Annotated in this window: 16 protein-coding genes and 1 pseudogene; 8 read left to right on the top strand and 9 right to left on the bottom strand. The window is 36.7% G+C overall.

All coding sequences use genetic code 11. The features are described from left to right. From Q8907_04320 to Q8907_04280, 9 genes are all read right to left on the bottom strand, one after another. Window positions 1-405 (bottom strand): hypothetical protein (locus Q8907_04320; protein MDP4273484.1); only part of this gene is annotated, 405 nt, incomplete at its 3' end. After that, the gene (locus Q8907_04315) at window positions 381-1,469 is read right to left on the bottom strand and encodes a glycosyltransferase family 2 protein (GenBank protein ID MDP4273483.1); all 1,089 of its coding nucleotides are present in this window, start codon (window positions 1,467-1,469) and stop codon (window positions 381-383) included. The genes Q8907_04315 and Q8907_04320, both read right to left, overlap by 25 nt. Then, window positions 1,469-2,029: a lysophospholipid acyltransferase family protein gene (locus Q8907_04310; GenBank protein MDP4273482.1), complete on the bottom strand. Its 561-nt coding sequence runs from the start codon at window positions 2,027-2,029 to the stop codon at window positions 1,469-1,471. Before Q8907_04310 ends, Q8907_04315 begins: the two co-directional genes overlap by 1 nt. A 56-nt stretch (window positions 2,030-2,085) precedes the next feature. Further along, window positions 2,086-2,748, bottom strand: coding sequence for a carotenoid biosynthesis protein (locus Q8907_04305; GenBank protein MDP4273481.1), 663 nt, complete (start codon window positions 2,746-2,748; stop codon window positions 2,086-2,088). Then, window positions 2,738-3,433 carry a lycopene cyclase domain-containing protein gene (locus Q8907_04300; GenBank protein MDP4273480.1) on the bottom strand — a complete coding sequence of 232 codons (696 nt, stop codon included), beginning with the start codon at window positions 3,431-3,433 and terminating at the stop codon, window positions 2,738-2,740. The genes Q8907_04305 and Q8907_04300 overlap by 11 nt, the downstream gene beginning before the upstream one ends. A gap of 3 nt (window positions 3,434-3,436) precedes the next feature. Then, window positions 3,437-3,916 (bottom strand): hypothetical protein, encoded by a 480-nt coding sequence (locus Q8907_04295; GenBank protein ID MDP4273479.1) that lies wholly within the window; start codon window positions 3,914-3,916, stop codon window positions 3,437-3,439. Between the two features lies 1 nt (window position 3,917). Then, complete coding sequence (locus Q8907_04290; GenBank protein ID MDP4273478.1) at window positions 3,918-4,067, bottom strand: hypothetical protein; 150 nt, start codon at window positions 4,065-4,067, stop codon at window positions 3,918-3,920. A gap of 46 nt (window positions 4,068-4,113) precedes the next feature. After that, window positions 4,114-4,689, bottom strand: coding sequence for an isopentenyl-diphosphate Delta-isomerase (idi, locus tag Q8907_04285; protein ID MDP4273477.1), 576 nt, complete (start codon window positions 4,687-4,689; stop codon window positions 4,114-4,116). 1 nt (window position 4,690) lies between these two features. Then, window positions 4,691-5,533 carry a phytoene/squalene synthase family protein gene (locus Q8907_04280; GenBank protein MDP4273476.1) on the bottom strand — a complete coding sequence of 281 codons (843 nt, stop codon included), beginning with the start codon at window positions 5,531-5,533 and terminating at the stop codon, window positions 4,691-4,693. A gap of 912 nt (window positions 5,534-6,445) precedes the next feature. Between Q8907_04280 and Q8907_04275 the strand changes: the two genes are divergently transcribed. The 8 genes and pseudogenes from Q8907_04275 to Q8907_04240 form a co-directional block, all read left to right on the top strand. Continuing rightward, the gene (locus Q8907_04275) at window positions 6,446-6,784 is read left to right on the top strand and encodes a 2-oxoacid:acceptor oxidoreductase family protein (protein MDP4273475.1); all 339 of its coding nucleotides are present in this window, start codon (window positions 6,446-6,448) and stop codon (window positions 6,782-6,784) included. A 44-nt stretch (window positions 6,785-6,828) separates the two neighbouring features. After that, window positions 6,829-7,074 (top strand): annotated as a pseudogene (locus Q8907_04270) (2-oxoacid ferredoxin oxidoreductase). Between the two features lie 682 nt (window positions 7,075-7,756). Then, on the top strand, window positions 7,757-8,329 hold the full coding sequence (locus Q8907_04265) for an RNA polymerase sigma-70 factor (GenBank protein ID MDP4273474.1): 573 nt from the start codon (window positions 7,757-7,759) through the stop codon (window positions 8,327-8,329). Between the two features lie 73 nt (window positions 8,330-8,402). Beyond that, window positions 8,403-9,506 carry a DUF4974 domain-containing protein gene (locus Q8907_04260; GenBank protein ID MDP4273473.1) on the top strand — a complete coding sequence of 368 codons (1,104 nt, stop codon included), beginning with the start codon at window positions 8,403-8,405 and terminating at the stop codon, window positions 9,504-9,506. A 146-nt stretch (window positions 9,507-9,652) separates the two neighbouring features. Continuing rightward, window positions 9,653-13,036, top strand: a complete 3,384-nt coding sequence (locus tag Q8907_04255; protein MDP4273472.1) for a TonB-dependent receptor — start codon at window positions 9,653-9,655, stop codon at window positions 13,034-13,036. Between the two features lie 13 nt (window positions 13,037-13,049). Further along, window positions 13,050-14,888 (top strand): RagB/SusD family nutrient uptake outer membrane protein, encoded by a 1,839-nt coding sequence (locus tag Q8907_04250; protein ID MDP4273471.1) that lies wholly within the window; start codon window positions 13,050-13,052, stop codon window positions 14,886-14,888. 59 nt (window positions 14,889-14,947) lie between these two features. Next, window positions 14,948-15,358, top strand: coding sequence for a hypothetical protein (locus tag Q8907_04245; GenBank protein MDP4273470.1), 411 nt, complete (start codon window positions 14,948-14,950; stop codon window positions 15,356-15,358). A 65-nt stretch (window positions 15,359-15,423) separates the two neighbouring features. Then, window positions 15,424-15,966: DUF4466 family protein (locus tag Q8907_04240; GenBank protein ID MDP4273469.1), on the top strand; the 543-nt coding region annotated here is incomplete at its 3' end.

The raw sequence follows: 15,966 nt of genomic DNA, 5'->3' as shown, positions 1-15,966 counted from the left end.
TTTGGCATATTCCAAACTATTCATTCCAATAAACGGAGCTTTATATTTTGCCAGGCCAATCTCGAACCCAACAAACGCTGCTTTATAGGCATAAAGCATTGATTCATTGTAATTTTTTAGTTCCAATTTTTCTAAATTGCCAGTTGCTTTTTTCAGGTATTTTTTTGCTTCATTTGTTTTATTACTGCCAATACACCATGCAATGTAGCCATATTGGTAATTTATCAAATCCAAAAACACTTTATCATTTTTTTGCTTCAAAGCATCAACGGAATCCATCGCAGCCTTCCACCTGATCATATTTCCGGACGCATAAGCATTGTAAATTGATTCATTACTTTGCCCAAACACAAAACAGCTCAATAAAGTAAGTGATACTATCAATATATATTTCTTCCCTTCCATGTATAATTTTTCTGTTTTTTTACCATTAATGCTTTAATCATAACCTGTAACATAAAGAACATGTTTGCAGGAAAATACAAAACTGTGGTTATCACGCTTTGTTGACAGTTAATAGCATAAACAATCTGTATAAACACAACTGCCAGCAGATATGCAAATGCTATGTGAAAATTGTAAATGATTATAGGAACAATGCTTAAAGTGCTAAATATCCAAAACACGAAAGCTAAAATCGGTACATTGCCAAAAAACATAAAAATATTTTTTGAAAAACCATTTAATGCGTCGTTATACGAATGATACATACGGCATTGTATCCGCTTTTCGCCGGTAGTGCAAGCCGTTTTAATCTTTCTGCTTTTATAAAACCTTGAAATGGCAATATCTTCGACTGACGAATTTTTAAACTGTTCGTGCGGTTGCCACTTTTTATATATTTCGGCCTCGAATAGCATAAACTGACCGTTTGCTGCCGCGTGCGACTTAAAGGGAGATACCCTTACAAAAATCAGGGGCAAAAGTGTTATAAGAATATAATTCATAAGCGGCACTGTCTGTTTTTCTCCTGCAGTTAGTTGTATTTGTTTTGGAAATACAGAAAGTAAGCCCAGTTTGTACCTTTTAGCATAAGCAATTGCATCGGCAACAATATTGCCCGAAAGCACTACATCTGCATCTACAAACAAAAAATACCTGCCCTTTGCTTGCTTTGCCAATTGATAACAAGCATGGTTTTTACCAAGCCAGCCGTTTGGTAGAAAGTCTGATTGAATTATTCTTATACGACTGTCTATTTTGGCATATTTACGGATTATTTCCTCGGTGTTATCGGTAGAATAGTCGTTACAAATAATTACCTCAATATTGTCGTTTTTTTTTTCATACATGGCTTCGAGCAAAAATCCAATAGAGTTTTCCTCGTTGCGTGCAGGAATGAGCACGGATATTAACTCACTGTTTTGAATTTCAGTTTTTTCAATGGCCTGACGGAAAATAAAATTAATAAGCACATTGAGTAACTGAAAACCCAAGAAGCCAAAAGATATGTAAACCAGATATTGCATTATGAAGTTTTGGTTTTATGTTGGTTCAACACCTGTGAAAGAAACTGATTGTATTCATTTTCTATATTACTTTCGCGCAAAGAACCAGCAAGAAAGTTTGCTATGTAAACAAAAAGATGTGGTTTTGCATCTGAAAAATAATCGGTAATATTTACCACAAAAAGCACCTGTGTCTCATCGGTACATTTATTAATAATTTGCTTAATACCTTTTTGAAACCTTACAGAACTGTTGTACGACGAATGGATTTTACCCTGAGGGAACATTAATACCAAATTTTCGTCCTTGCTTAGCAATTCCACTGTGTAGTCGATGCTTGCAAATATGTCTCTGGAATTTTTCTTCACCGAGTATCCTCCGGTATATTGAAAATACCAATGTCTCTTTAATTGCTCTTCCAGCATCATAAAATGGAATTTGCGGTGTATTCTTTGGTGGTTCAAAAATTCCACCCAAAAGCCATCCCACCAGCTTATGTGGTTTGCAACCACAAGCACTGAATGTCCATTATCGTTAAACTCCCCTTCGATATGAATAGAGCAAAAATTCCGTTTCATCATAAAACAGCTAAGCCATTTGAATAATGGATAGATTACACAATGATGCTTTGCTTTAATCATTTAAATATGTAAAAAACTATAAATAATACCGCGAAAAATAAAAACTGACAAAGAAATAATATTAAAGCCATAGGGTTTCGGGTGTTAATATTAAACAGCTTAAAAATGCATGCAAAAACAAATCCAATCAGCCACCACGACACATAATTTTTAACAGGAATTTGTGCATTTGACCAGCTCCACATATCCATTTTTGGGGCGACTTGTTCCAATAACAGGTCATAAACAAGCATTATGGTTGGGACAATAAGTATTTGTAAGGGAGTTTTACCTGATATTTTTTCAGAAATGGAAACCCCTGTATATGTCAAAAATAACCAGTTTAGACCGATTAACAATGGTGTGTTAAAAAGCTTTAACCCTAATGCATCTCCATACAGGTAATTACCAAAAATATAACCGGTATTTACACCAATTGACTCGATAATAAAGCCGAGCAAAAAGATGACAGCAAAAATTGAAATGTCGTGTTTTAGTCTATGTGAATAATGAAAAACAAACAGCCCTATATTGCTTAATATCAGGGCTAAAAATGTAAGGTTAACAAACAAAGGGAAACTAAATGGTACAATTAACCCAATGGTACCAACCAAATAAAATATCACAAAAAAAAGTGATACAGGTCTAAATTTTTTTATTCTGAATTTGTTATTTATCATTGAATAATAGGTGTTTTTTTATTTTCTCCCTAAGTAGCAAAACCAGCAAAATAAGGCTAAAACCATAAATAAAATCTTCAATTGGAATGGTAAATACCCTAATACCAAGATTTTCATTTTTGTTGTACCACACCACTTCATTTTCAATAAAGGAACCGGTAAGTATTGCATTTGCAACAATAAAAGGGACCAAAATGATAAGAAATGTGATATAGTAATGGTTAATGAGCTTTGACTTGTCAAAAAAAGAAAAAACAACAGCTACAAATCCTGTAATAAATATATATACAGTATAGGCTTTTTTGTGGTATAAAACAGCTAAAACAGCCAATGATATTGTAATAGTTAATCCCAAAAAAAACGCAACTCTATTGGGTAAGCTAATTTTTGGAAAATGCAAGACAATCGAGTCGTGCAGAAAGATACTAGCATATGGGATAATTATAAAAAACAACCATTCTTCAATTGGTAAACCAAGGTACACAATATTAAGATGATAGGCTGGATTAAAGCCCCAAACCCCAATTTTTGTAAAGTAAACATCAAAACTGATAAAAATACAGGATACCAATATGATGGCAGGAAAAAGATATTTCCATTGTTTGTGAAATTGAAGTTTTTTTTCGAAACTCAAGGCCAAAGGAACTATAATCGAGCAAAGCAATATAAGCGAATAGAGCCACATAGTTTATGGTTTAAAAAATCGGATAGGAAAAACCAACAAACCATAGTTATGAAAATCGGTTTTATTTTGAGGCCAGTGATGCGCTGTATGTGCACGTACGATAGCTCTTGTATAAAAATTATGGTTTTTAAACAAGAAAGGCACGTTCAGTCGCTTATGTATTATGATATCGTGTACTACAAAATAGGTAATACCATATAAACTTATTCCTATGCTAATGAAAACCAGATAGTCATAAGTATACATAAACCCTAACACCATCAAAACCATTGCCGGTAATGCATAGACAATAAAGAAACGGTCGTTTTTTTCAAACTTCCACTCTTCGGTTTTTTCTGGCAGACTTACTTGCCAATCCTTGAGGTGATGATCTTTATGCCATTTCCACAAAAATCCGTGCATTATATACTTGTGGTTCGACCAAGCCACAAACTCCATAAAAAAATACGCAAGCACAAGCAAAGACAGGTTGATTGGAATCATACTAACTGAGTTTTACGAAAATAATTTTATTATATTTATTTATCATGCTCAACCCATAACAGATTTGAAACTTTATAGCCAAGTCCCGGTGAACATCGAGTCCCCAACCTTTCTCAATCACCTGCTCAAATTCAACTTTATTCTTTTCCATTATACTTTGTGTTTGGATAAATACCAAATACAAGGTAACTCAATTTTCATGCTTGTTTGTGCTTTTGCACTATCATGGGTGTTTCATATTTTTTAATATTATTATCCATACTAACTTCATTTGCCACTCGTTCAATAATTTTTTTGAACCAAACCGTATAATTTTGCGGTAACATTTTTACTTGTTCCAACACCTCCTTGATATCAACATAATCGAAATCCGAAACTTCATCTGAGTCTGGAATAGGCAACTCATCTGAAAACCCGACAAAAACATGGTCAAATTCATATTCGGTCAAACCATTTTCAAGTTGCTCTTTGTAGATAAAATGAAAGATTTTGGTAACATAGTTAATTGTTATTCCCATCTCTTCTTTTAAACGCCGAATTACAGCAGCCTCATTTGACTCGTTAGGAAAAGGATGCGTGCAGGCAGTATTAGTCCACAAGTCGGGCGAATGGTATTTGCCAGCTGCTCTTTTTTGAAGCAATATTTTATTATGGTTATTGAAAACAAATACCGATACAGCCCTGTGTAACAATGCTTTTTGATGGGCTTCGAGTTTTGCTATTTCGCCAAGAGGAGTGTCGTATTCATCGACAAGTATGACATTTCCCATCATTTCAAATAAGTTTTGTTTTGTACATCACACCAACCTTTACCAAAATGAAGTATTTTCTCAGGTTATTTATCCGCACCCGCTCTGAGAGTATTTTTTCAGGCTTTGTTTTCTTTATTTTATCGAATAATGTTTTGTAGTAAAAATAAGCCAGCCCAACAGCTAATTTAGCTCTGCCTGGAAGTTGTTTAACACCTATCCAGGCTTCGCTAAAATCCTTCTCAATAGATTGTTCAATGTGGCGTTTACTTGTCTTGTCAAATTGTTTGTTTGTTATTTCAGGGAAATAAGTTCGCCCCAGCTCTCTATTGTCATATTTTAAGTCGCGGAGAAAATTAACTTTCTGAAACGCAGAACCAAGTTTTTGAGCCGATATTTTTAATTGGTCGTAGAGTACTTGGTTTCCATTACAAAAGACTTTTAGGCACATTAAGCCAACCACGTCTGCAGAACCATAAATATATGTATTCAATTCCTCGGTGCTAGTATATTCGGTTTTTGTAAGGTCGTATTTCATGCTTTCCATGAAAGCGTGGATGTGTTTTTGGGAGATATTGTATTTTCTTACTGTATCGGCAAATGCAGCCAATACAGTATTTGTACTAATTCCATTTTCTAAAGCATACTGTAACTGTTCGTTTAAATTGCTTAACAAAAAAGGCTTGTCGTAACTGTGAAAGCTGTCTACAATTTCATCTACCAATCGAACAAATCCATAAATAGCATATATAGCCTTACGTTTTTCCGTTTCCAGCAATGATGTTGCTAAAGAAAAAGAAGTGCTGTATTTCTTTGTAATCAGCTCAGATAGTTTGTAACTATTCTCTATGTAAAATTCAACGTTCATTAATAAGTCTGTTCGAATTATTTATTTTTCACTTAATATTTTAATTTACAACACTAAAAGTAACTAATTTACACGAGTGCGTAGGCAAAATTGCAGCTCTTTTGCATACCTTTGGCTTGAGCATCGGTTCATGCGGGTTTGCAAATGTGCTGCAATGTGGGTTGGGTTTCCTTTTTTTGAGCGTGGTGAAAAACAAAATAAATACATCCAATTTGCATCAACCTATCAAAGAGCTAAATTCTACTTATAAATATTTATCAATCTGTCGATTTCGCATGTATCTATTGAACTGCACGATTTTTTTACACTTGTTGCTAACAATTCCGTAATAGCAACATTCCTCTTATTTTTTATTGTACTCTATTTGAAATGCATCCCTAAAGGTCTATCAAATACTAAATTATGGTTTATTAATTATAAATCAGATTATTTAATAGATATTTTGACAAAAAGATAAAAATCATTTATTAGACATGTAATATTGGTTTTCATTTTAAAACATTTAAAGACAAATGATTATAATAAAAGCAGAGGTCAAATCGACCTCCTTCCAATTACATTAAATCTCTCACCGATATGTGATCTTCATCTTTTCCCTTCCAATTCTTACAGTCCCTGGTATATCTGAGGTTATACATATCCCTGCCCGATTTTTCACGATGAGGTATTTTTTGATCATTTTATTCTGCAGAATCAATACAGTAAAAAATTCATTTATAGGATAACATTATATAGAGTAAAAAATCATAATTTTGTATATAACTGGTTTGTTTTTAAATGAAGTTGTGCCCTTTTAAAATGATCAGAACGGAATATGTTTTAGATTCATCCTTTCATTAAGCATATTTTAAAGAATTCTTCTAGTTTTTTAAGCCTTTCTATCGAGAATTACTAATTTATTCTAAAAGAAATATGTGGTCATTAAATGAAAAGAATGAAATATCGGTCGTGATATCGGGTGAAGCCGGACAGGGGATTCAGACACTGGAAGACCTGTTGCTAATGATTATGAAATCGTCGGGCTATCATGTTTTCGCTTACAGTGAATTCATGTCAAGAATCAGGGGCGGCAATAATTCTATGGAAATCAGGATAACTGCTGACCCTGTTCAGTCATTTGTTGACCGGATAGACCTATTTATTCCTTTAGGGGCAGATGCGGTTTCCCGCTTCAAGGAAAGGATAACCAGTGATACGCTCATCATCAGCCAGCTGGATTATCTAAGCAACAGTCTGGACAAAAGCATGTAACAAATGATTAATCTTCCTTTGGAAAATAAGGCGTCTCCTATAATAAGATCAATACTTACCAATGGTTTAAGGATCATACTTATTATCTGGACGAAACTTACGATCCTCATAATAAGGAAAAAGCCATGAATCTTGCATTTGAAACAGAAAAATATCCTTTGGGGCTGATTTATCTAAATGAAGCAAATAAGACATTTGAAGAAAACCTTGTTGCCTATAAAAGTGATAAACGTCCATTATTTCAAAGACTTGTAAATAATGAAAATCTAAAGGCTTTATTAACAAGCTGAAATTGAGGCGTTATTGGCGTAATTTGATATTTTCTGAAATCATATTCCATAAAAGCCACTAAGGCATATTTACGGAGGTTTGAGATAATTTGAGATAGTTTGAAATGTTTCGAAATAGTTCGAGGTGGTTAGATGTTGTTTAATAAATTCATGTTAAAAATTAAAAGTCCTGTAACTTTTTAATGAACCACCGGCCTGTTTCAGCCTATTTTTAAGTTTTGCAGGGTTTATTGGGCAATAAATCATGGGTTTTATATTTTATTCCGTTCAGGGAAACAAAACCATATTGCTTGTCTATTGGAATATTTTTAATTTCTCAGTGGCTCTCTGTGAAAAACTCTGTGGTTCTCTGTGTAATAATTAAATGCTTTAACACAGAGATACACAGAGAAGACACAGAGTTACAAGGAGAAAAATCCATGTACTACCTTGACTGAACCAGACCATTGAGGATATACAGAAACAGGGTTGATTGTTGTGCGGTCAAAAATTTTAATTTGTATATCTATTACACCTTTAATCCTGATTTTTTACTTTTATTAGTTTTAAGAGAGGTGATTATCACTGTTGTAACTATTATAAGTTAAATTTTCTTTTTAAAATTTTTTAGTATATTACCAGAGAAAGGCTAAATTTGAACAACCATATCATATATCAACCTTGATATATTTTTAAATTTAATATGGATAAAAAAGACATAAATGCATTATGGACCAAAGTCCAAGCAGGAGACCTGAAAGCTTTTGAATCCCTCTTCCATGAATTATATCCGGGTTTATGTTACTTTGCTCAAAAGATATTAAATAATTTATCTGATTCTGAAGAAGTAACACAAGATGCTTTTATTCACCTTTGGCTGAACAGAAGCAACCTTGTTCTTGAAGTTTCAATAAAAGCTTATTTGTATCAATCGGTTCATAATCTGTCAATTAATAAAATAGCCCAATATAGGACCCGTAAATTTCAGACCAATACAACAGTGGATGAGAAACAATGGAAACAGATTCATGATTTGTACATTGTAGAGGATACTGATATACAAATGTTTGAGTCATTAGGGTTCAGGCAACAAATCCGGGAAGTAGTTGATTCCCTGCCTCAAAAGTGTAAAGAAATATTCCTCATGAGCCGTTTGGAGAACCTGACCTATAAAGAAATTGCAGAGAAACTTAATCTTTCCCAAAATACCGTTAAGGTTCAAATATTCAGGGCTTTAGAAATTATTAAGACCTGCTTTGAAAAAAATAATTATTAATAATTATTTTTTTTGTGAACCCTTTTGTAAACCCTTTTTTAAAAATCCTGTCATATTAAGTAGAGACCATACCATGAAAGATCCATTATTTATAACAGATGAAATAAAATATGCAATTGTCGAATTTTTAGAAGGGACAATTGAAACTGAGCGCCTGAACAGATTGAATTCCTGGCTTAAAGAATCGCAAGAGCATCGGATTCAATTTAATGCCTTTAAAAAAGCCTGGTATCTTGGGGGAAAAGCTACGTCCGTTTCGGAGGAGAGGGAATTAGCTTCATGGTCTCGGATTAAGAATGTCCTTGAGCTTAAAAAGGATAAAAAAGTTAGTCGTTTTTGGACTACATCCAAAGTAGCAGCTTCATGGTTTTTGGTGTTTATACTGGGAGGTGCATTTAGTGCCTTATTAATCAGGCATATATCCGTTATGAATTATCAACAAGCAAAGACAACCATTACTGTTCCTCTTGGATCAAAAAGTCTGGTCGATTTGCCCGATGGGACGAAAGTCTGGCTCAATGCAGGCAGCAAATTAACCTACACTAAGGATTATGGGAAATCAACCAGGGAAGTTTTGTTATCCGGTGAAGCGTACTTTAGTGTTAAGTCTAATAAGAAAGTTCCTTTTTTGGTTAAGACCTCCAATCTTGTAGTGAAAGCCTTAGGAACAAAATTTAATGTAAAAGCTTATCCTGAAGAAAAAATTATTACCACAACTCTTGAAGAAGGGAAAATAGAATTGTCTTTAATCAAAGGCGTTGTCCATTCTAAGGCTATAATTTTAAAACCCAGGGAAATGGCTATATTTTACAGTCCGGAAACCGGAAAACAAATTGCTGTAAAAGCCCCTTCAGGTTTAAAGGTAAATAAAGCAGCGGAAACTGAAAAATTGGAAATAGTAACTTCCATTCATACTGAATTGGAAACTTCATGGAAAGATGATACCTGGACTATTGATGAAGAAACCTTGGGAAATCTTGCCCCTATACTGGAACGCCGATATAATATGATCATAGAATTTGAATCGGAAGAAATAAAAAGTTTCCATTTCACAGGAAAAATTCAAAATGAGACCATCGAAGAAATAATGAGTGCAATAGAATTATCGGCACCCGTAAAATATAATATTGAAAAAAATAAAATCATTTTATCCTTAAATAAAAACTTTCAGGAATGAAAAATAATAACCAAACTAACTAAAAAAAAATTATGAATACATCCTAACCAAATCCCCAAAAAGAGGAGAGAAGAAAAAGGTACCAGCTCTTTCTTCTCTCAAACAGATTGTTATAATCCTTGTACAGAATTTAAACTTTCAAATTTATGAAAAATAAATGTAAATGGGAAATTTATACTCATACTGAAAATGCTTTAAAACGGATACTACTAATTATGAAACTATCCTTATTCCTTTCAGTTGTCCTTACTTTTCAATTAACAGCTTCAGTATTATCTCAAAATGTAACTCTTAATCAGAATATTAAAGGGCAAAGCGTTCGCGATGTCCTTAAATTGATTGAAGAAAAAAGTCAGGTTCGTTTTTTTTATAATGCTGATTGTAAGCAGTTAAATGACATTGTTACAGAAAATGTCAATAATGGACAATTGAGTAAAATGTTGTCTAAATTACTGAGCAAATCACAGTTAACCTATAAATTTATCGAGAATAACTTTGTAGTGGTTTATCCCACCAGGGAGATTCAGAATCCCAAAGTATCGGGTACAGTTACCGATGCCTCTACAGGTGAAACTTTGCCTGGAGTCAATGTAGTTGTGGAAGGCACTTCTATTGGTGTAACCACCGATGTGGATGGGAAATTTACCCTATCCCTGCCCAAACTTGGCGAGACTCTTGTATTCTCGTATGTGGGTTATACAACAAAAAAAGTAACTGTTAGCAATACCGATTTCCTTGCAGTGAAATTAGAGTCCAATGTTAAATCACTCGATGAAGTTGTGGTTGTCGGTTATGGAGCTCAGAAAAAAGTAAATCTTACCGGTGCTATAGCTGCGGTAAAAGTTGATGAAAAACTTTCAGGCCGTGCATTGACGAATGTATCCACAGGCTTGCAGGGTTTATTACCCGGTCTTGCAGTCAACCAAAATTCCGGGATGGCTGGTAAAAATGATGTGACGCTGTTAATCCGGGGTCTAGGTACTGTCAATAATTCCAGTCCACTGGTCGTAGTCGACGGCATGCCTGATGTGGATATTAACCGCCTGAACCTGAATGATGTGGAAAACATTTCTGTTTTGAAGGATGCTGCTTCATCTGCTGTATATGGTTCACGGGCAGCCAACGGAGTCATCCTGATTACTACCAAATCGGGAAAAGGAGAAGGGAAGACCAAAATCAATTTTTCCGGCAATTATGCTATTGAATCGCCTACTAAAAGTTACGAATTCATGGCCGATTATCCCCGTGCCTTAACCCTGGAACAGAGGTTGGCAGCAGTCAATACGTTACCTTCAAATTTTATTTTCAAGAATGGTACCGTTGACCAATGGCTGGCATTAGGAATGATTGATCCATTGAGATATCCCAGTACGGATTGGTGGAAACTCATCATGCGTGATGGGAAAGTCCAGAATTACAACTTCTCTGCTTCCGGTGGCAATGAAAAGTCAAATTTCTTTATTTCTGTAGGGACAATGAATGAAAAAGGTTTACAGATCAATAATGATTTTGACCGTTACAATGGCCGTTTTAATTTTGACTATAAGCTCAGCAACAGCATGAATGTAGGAGCCAAATTTGATGGCAACTGGTCGAAAATGGTTTATGCCCTGGCTGACGGATATACCGACGATGATCCGACCAATACGGCAGGATTTGATCTAAAATATGCCATTTCCGGTATCACTCCCTATGATCCTGTAACCGGTTATTATGGGGGTGCAATGGCTTATGGCGAGGATATCCAGGCCTATAATCCTTATACGGTTTATCAGAACAACAAACAAAGGACAAACCGCCAGGAGATGAATCCAAGTGCTTATTTTGACTGGACCCCTGTAAAAGGCCTGACGGCAAGGTTGGATTATGCAATTAATTATTACAACCAGTTCCGTTATACTGCAGATATGCCAAACACTGCATACAATTTCCAGACCGGCTCATTCGGGTCCAGGGTGTATGTCGGGGCAAATGCGGGTGTTGCCAATTATACCAATACGGGTTACAAAACAATGATGAGTGGAAAATTGAATTATCATACCATTATTGCCCAGCACCACGACTTGAGCGCTATGTTTGTATACAGCGAAGAGTACTGGTATGACCGTTATCAGATGAGTTCACGTAATGACAGGTTATATCCTAGTCTTCATGAAATAGATGCTGCTTTGACGGACATTCAATCTACGGGTGGAAATTCCAGTACGGAAGGATTGCGTTCCTATGTGGGACGTTTAAATTATTCCGCATTTGATAAATACCTGGTAGAACTTAATTTCCGCTGTGATGGCTCTTCTAAATTCCTTTCCCCGCACCAATTCGGATTTTTCCCTTCTGCCGCTTTAGGTTGGCGTTTTACGGAAGAGAATTTCATCAAACCTCTTACCGAAAACTGGTTGTCTAATGGGAAATTAAGATTGTCTTATGGCTCATTAGGGAATAACAGCGGAGTGGGGCGGTATGAACAGCAGCAGACCCTTACCAACAACCCTTATATGATTGCAGGAGGTATTACAAAAGGCTTTGCCTATTCGAAAATGGTCAACAGTGACCTTTCGTGGGAAACCACCTCTGTACTCAATATAGGCATGGATCTTGGCTTTTTAAATAACCAGTTGACAGCCGAAATAGACTATTACGATCGTTTAACAACCGGAATGAACCGTCCTTCAGATATGTCGCTGCTTTTAACCGGTGCTTACAGTGCTCCCAGAAGGAATATAGGCAATTTACGTAACCGCGGCATAGAAGGGAACTTTACCTGGAGAGATAAAGTGGGTGAAGTAAACTATACCATTAATTTGAATGCCACCTATAATACCACCCGCCTTGAGAAATGGAATGAATACCTGGACAAAGGATACGTTTTTCTGGATATGCCTTACCATTTTGTTTATGCTTATGAGGCTAGCGGGATTGCCCAGACCTGGCAGGATGTTTATAATGCTACTCCTCAGGGAGCCTCACCTGGAGATATTCTGCTTAAAGATATCAATGGTGATGGCAGAATTACCAGTGAAGACCAAAGGGCATATTCCAACTTTCAAAGGGACATGCCTACAACAAACTATGCTTTGAATGCCAGTTTTTCCTGGAGGGGATTTGATCTTGAAATTTTGTTTCAGGGTGCTGCAGGCCGAAAAGATTTTTGGCTGAATGATTACAACAATACCAATTTTAATTCTCAACGTTATGCAGCTACCTGGAGTCATTGGTACAATCCATGGTCTGTAGAGAATCGCAACGGCGCATGGCCGCGTATTGGCGGAAGTGGGAATAATCGTTATCAATCTACTTTCTGGTTGGATGATATGAGTTACCTCCGCTTGAAAAACATTCAGGTGGGTTATTCTCTCCCTCAGAAATGGGTACAAAGGTTACATTTGGAGAGTGTCCGTATTTACGGATCTGCTGAAAATCTTGCAACTTTCACAAAATACAGGGGCCTGGATCCTGAAAAAAGTTCAAATGCAAGTGACGCATATCCACTTTGTAAATCATATTCATTTGGTATTAATATTGGTATTTAAACTAGTTGTGATTATGAAAAAGAAAGTTTATATATTATCAGTCATTACTTTTATAAGCGGGTTGATATTTTCTACCTCATGCACCAAAAATTTGCTGGATCAGGATCCTACTGTAGATTTGGGAACAGCTTCTTTTTGGAAAACCGAGGATGATGCAACTACGGCTCTGATGGGTGCCTATGCTGCTGTCCGTCCCCTTTTCGACCGCGATTATTATTTTGATGGTCAGACTGAATACGTGCGGGTCAGGGGAACAAGTACTACAAGCGGTAATTTGCGTCTTGGCGATGCCTATAACGGGGGAAATTATAATCCTTCGGGTTATGCCAGCAGCTTTGATAAAATGTATAGATACCTCTATGGTGGGGTGAACCGTACAAATTATGTCATTGAAAATGTCAACAAAATGCTTTCTACGGCTAAAGCCTCCTCTATTCCCAATCTGGAAACGGTGATTGGCGAAGCCCGCCTTCTTCGTGGAATGGTTTATTTCCGGCTGATTTCCATGTGGGGAGACGTCCCATACTTCAGTAAAATTATCTATAGCAACTCGGAAGTAACCAGTTTAAAGCGTACGCCTATTGAACAAATAAAAGATTCCATTCTGGCCGATTTTACGTACGCATTTGAAAAATTACCTGCAAAAGCAAGTCAGGTAGGGCGTGCAGCAAAACCTGCCGCATTGGCATTCCGTGGAAAATTACAGCTGTACTGGGCTTGTTGGAATAAGTTTGGATGGCCTGAACTTACTACTTTTACACCCAGGGCTTCAGCTGCCGATTCTGCTTATACTGCTGCTGCTGCCGACTTTAAGTCTGTCATCAATGATTATGGACTTACACTTTTCCGCAACGGGGAACCAGGAGACTGGGGACAAATGGGGCAAGCCGATGTATTGCCAAATTACTATTATCTTTTTACCCCTGTTGCCAACGGAGATCCTGAAATGATCATGGTTTTTACACATGGAGGAACAGGTACAAATCAGGGAGAGGAACTCATGCGTGATTTTGCAGGACGTTCGCACGAGGGTTCTCAATGTTGGGTTCATCCCCGTTATGAAATAGCCGACAGATATCAATCCACCATTACCGGTGATTTTTGTGACAAACTGATACCTACTGACCCTAAAGTTTCGGGTGCCAGGACAAAACTTAATTCTGCGATCAATCCTGCAAGTTATGCCAATAGGGATTACCGGATGAAATCTTCTATCATGTGGGATTATGAGATGAGTCTGGGTATGGCCTCCTTGAAATCAACAGGATGGGTTCCGTTCATTTACAAATCCTGGAATGTGAAGGTTAATATTGGTGGCGTAACATATACCACTTACAATACAGATGGCTGTAATTCGGGTTATGTTTTCAGGAAGTTTGTTAGAAATTATGCAGGGCAGGGCCGTAGCGACGGGGATTATAACTGGCCTGTAATGAGGTTGGCCGATGTTTACCTGATGTATGCCGAAGCCACCAATGCTATATCCGGGCCACAGCAGGATGCAATTAACCTGGTGAATAAAATACGCCACCGGGGCAATCTTCCACCCTTGGCCGCCGCAAAGACTGCCGATAAAGACGCTTTCTTCTCTGCAATTGAACAGGAACGTATTGTCGAACTTTTAGGAGAAGGACAACGCAGTTTTGACCTTAGAAGATGGAGGGCAATAGAAAGAGTATGGTGTCCCCCTTACGGAAATGGAGTATGGCGCATAGATACCCAGGGTGCACAACAAAATCAGTATTTTCTGAATTCATCTGAATTAACGTATCAACAATGCTATATTTTCAGGATTCCGCCCAGCGAACGCGACCGTAATCCTAACCTGACACAGAATACTCCCTGGTTATAGCAGGTTGGCCTAAGATGAAAAATAAATTATTGATAATTAAAACATTAAATATTATTGCAATGAAGAAATATTTCAAAATATTATTCGCAATTTTCGTTGTAACAATTGTTGGGGTTTCATGTTCCAATGATTTTCCGGTAGATGAGGATGGGTTGCTTATTACCAGCAGGTCAGATTGCTATGTGAGTAATTTTGAATTGCTGGGTTCTGATTTCCAGACTGTAAGAACCCAGGCCGCTGTGATAGATACCACCGCTTGTACGATTAATGTACAGGTATTTTATGGTACAGATCTGAAGAACTTATTTCCGCAATTTTCTTTGGTAACTGATGCCAAATTAGAACCTAAGATTACGGGGAAAACAGATTTTTCTGACCTTGCAAACCCGAAGAAATATACGGTTATCTCCGGTAACCGTAAGGTGAGAAAAACCTATACAGTTTATATTACAGTTCAAACCTTACCTTAAAATTTATTATTATGCAACGTAAATGCTTATATTATATGCCCTTGTTATTGGTGTTATTCCTTTTTATGACCAGCTGTCAAAAGGGAACTGACAACACCATACTAAAAGATGATTGTATTAAAAGATCGCTTGGGCCCAATGTGGTAGGATTGAATATTGAGTTTGCTTATGCAATGGCTTTGCCTCAAAGTGCAGGTAAAATCGTTTCTGCTCAGGTTGAAGCATCCATTGCAGGTGCAGCTGGAACCTATCTCGAAAATAAATCCTATTATACCAATGGTAGCGGACAGGATGTCGGAATTCAGATTGGGGATTCTTCTGTTACCACCGGTACGAAAACCGTTGAAACATTTACCAAAGATACCTGCGCGGCAACCTTACGGTATTATTATAAAATTCCGGAAGAGGCTCGTGGTAAAACGGTAAGTTTTAAATTTACGGTTCAGGGTAGTAATGGCGAAACTGTATCGTATTCTATGGGCCCTTACACAATTGCAAAAATGGATATGTCTCTTGATATCCCGGTGAAAGATAATGGCGCCTGTTATATTTCCATTGCAGACATGGCCGTTTATAATGCTGCAGATGCCGTCACCCATGCAGGCAAT

The organism is Bacteroidota bacterium, assembly GCA_030706565.1.
GTDB lineage: Bacteria > Bacteroidota > Bacteroidia > Bacteroidales > JAUZOH01 > JAUZOH01.
Note: the sequence above shows the minus strand (reverse complement) of the source record. Positions and strands in the feature narration are given on the sequence as shown.

Coding starts and splice junctions, on each gene's coding strand:
- Q8907_04315 (MDP4273483.1), bottom strand. CDS start 1,469: ATGCAATATCTGGTTTACATATCTTTTGGCTTCTTGGGTTTTCAGTTA.
- Q8907_04310 (MDP4273482.1), bottom strand. CDS start 2,029: ATGATGAAACGGAATTTTTGCTCTATTCATATCGAAGGGGAGTTTAAC.
- Q8907_04305 (MDP4273481.1), bottom strand. CDS start 2,748: ATGATAAATAACAAATTCAGAATAAAAAAATTTAGACCTGTATCACTT.
- Q8907_04300 (MDP4273480.1), bottom strand. CDS start 3,433: ATGTGGCTCTATTCGCTTATATTGCTTTGCTCGATTATAGTTCCTTTG.
- Q8907_04295 (MDP4273479.1), bottom strand. CDS start 3,916: ATGATTCCAATCAACCTGTCTTTGCTTGTGCTTGCGTATTTTTTTATG.
- Q8907_04290 (MDP4273478.1), bottom strand. CDS start 4,067: ATGGAAAAGAATAAAGTTGAATTTGAGCAGGTGATTGAGAAAGGTTGG.
- idi (MDP4273477.1), bottom strand. CDS start 4,689: ATGATGGGAAATGTCATACTTGTCGATGAATACGACACTCCTCTTGGC.
- Q8907_04280 (MDP4273476.1), bottom strand. CDS start 5,533: ATGAACGTTGAATTTTACATAGAGAATAGTTACAAACTATCTGAGCTG.
- Q8907_04275 (MDP4273475.1), top strand. CDS start 6,446: ATGTGGTCATTAAATGAAAAGAATGAAATATCGGTCGTGATATCGGGT.
- Q8907_04265 (MDP4273474.1), top strand. CDS start 7,757: ATGGATAAAAAAGACATAAATGCATTATGGACCAAAGTCCAAGCAGGA.
- Q8907_04260 (MDP4273473.1), top strand. CDS start 8,403: ATGAAAGATCCATTATTTATAACAGATGAAATAAAATATGCAATTGTC.
- Q8907_04255 (MDP4273472.1), top strand. CDS start 9,653: ATGAAAAATAAATGTAAATGGGAAATTTATACTCATACTGAAAATGCT.
- Q8907_04250 (MDP4273471.1), top strand. CDS start 13,050: ATGAAAAAGAAAGTTTATATATTATCAGTCATTACTTTTATAAGCGGG.
- Q8907_04245 (MDP4273470.1), top strand. CDS start 14,948: ATGAAGAAATATTTCAAAATATTATTCGCAATTTTCGTTGTAACAATT.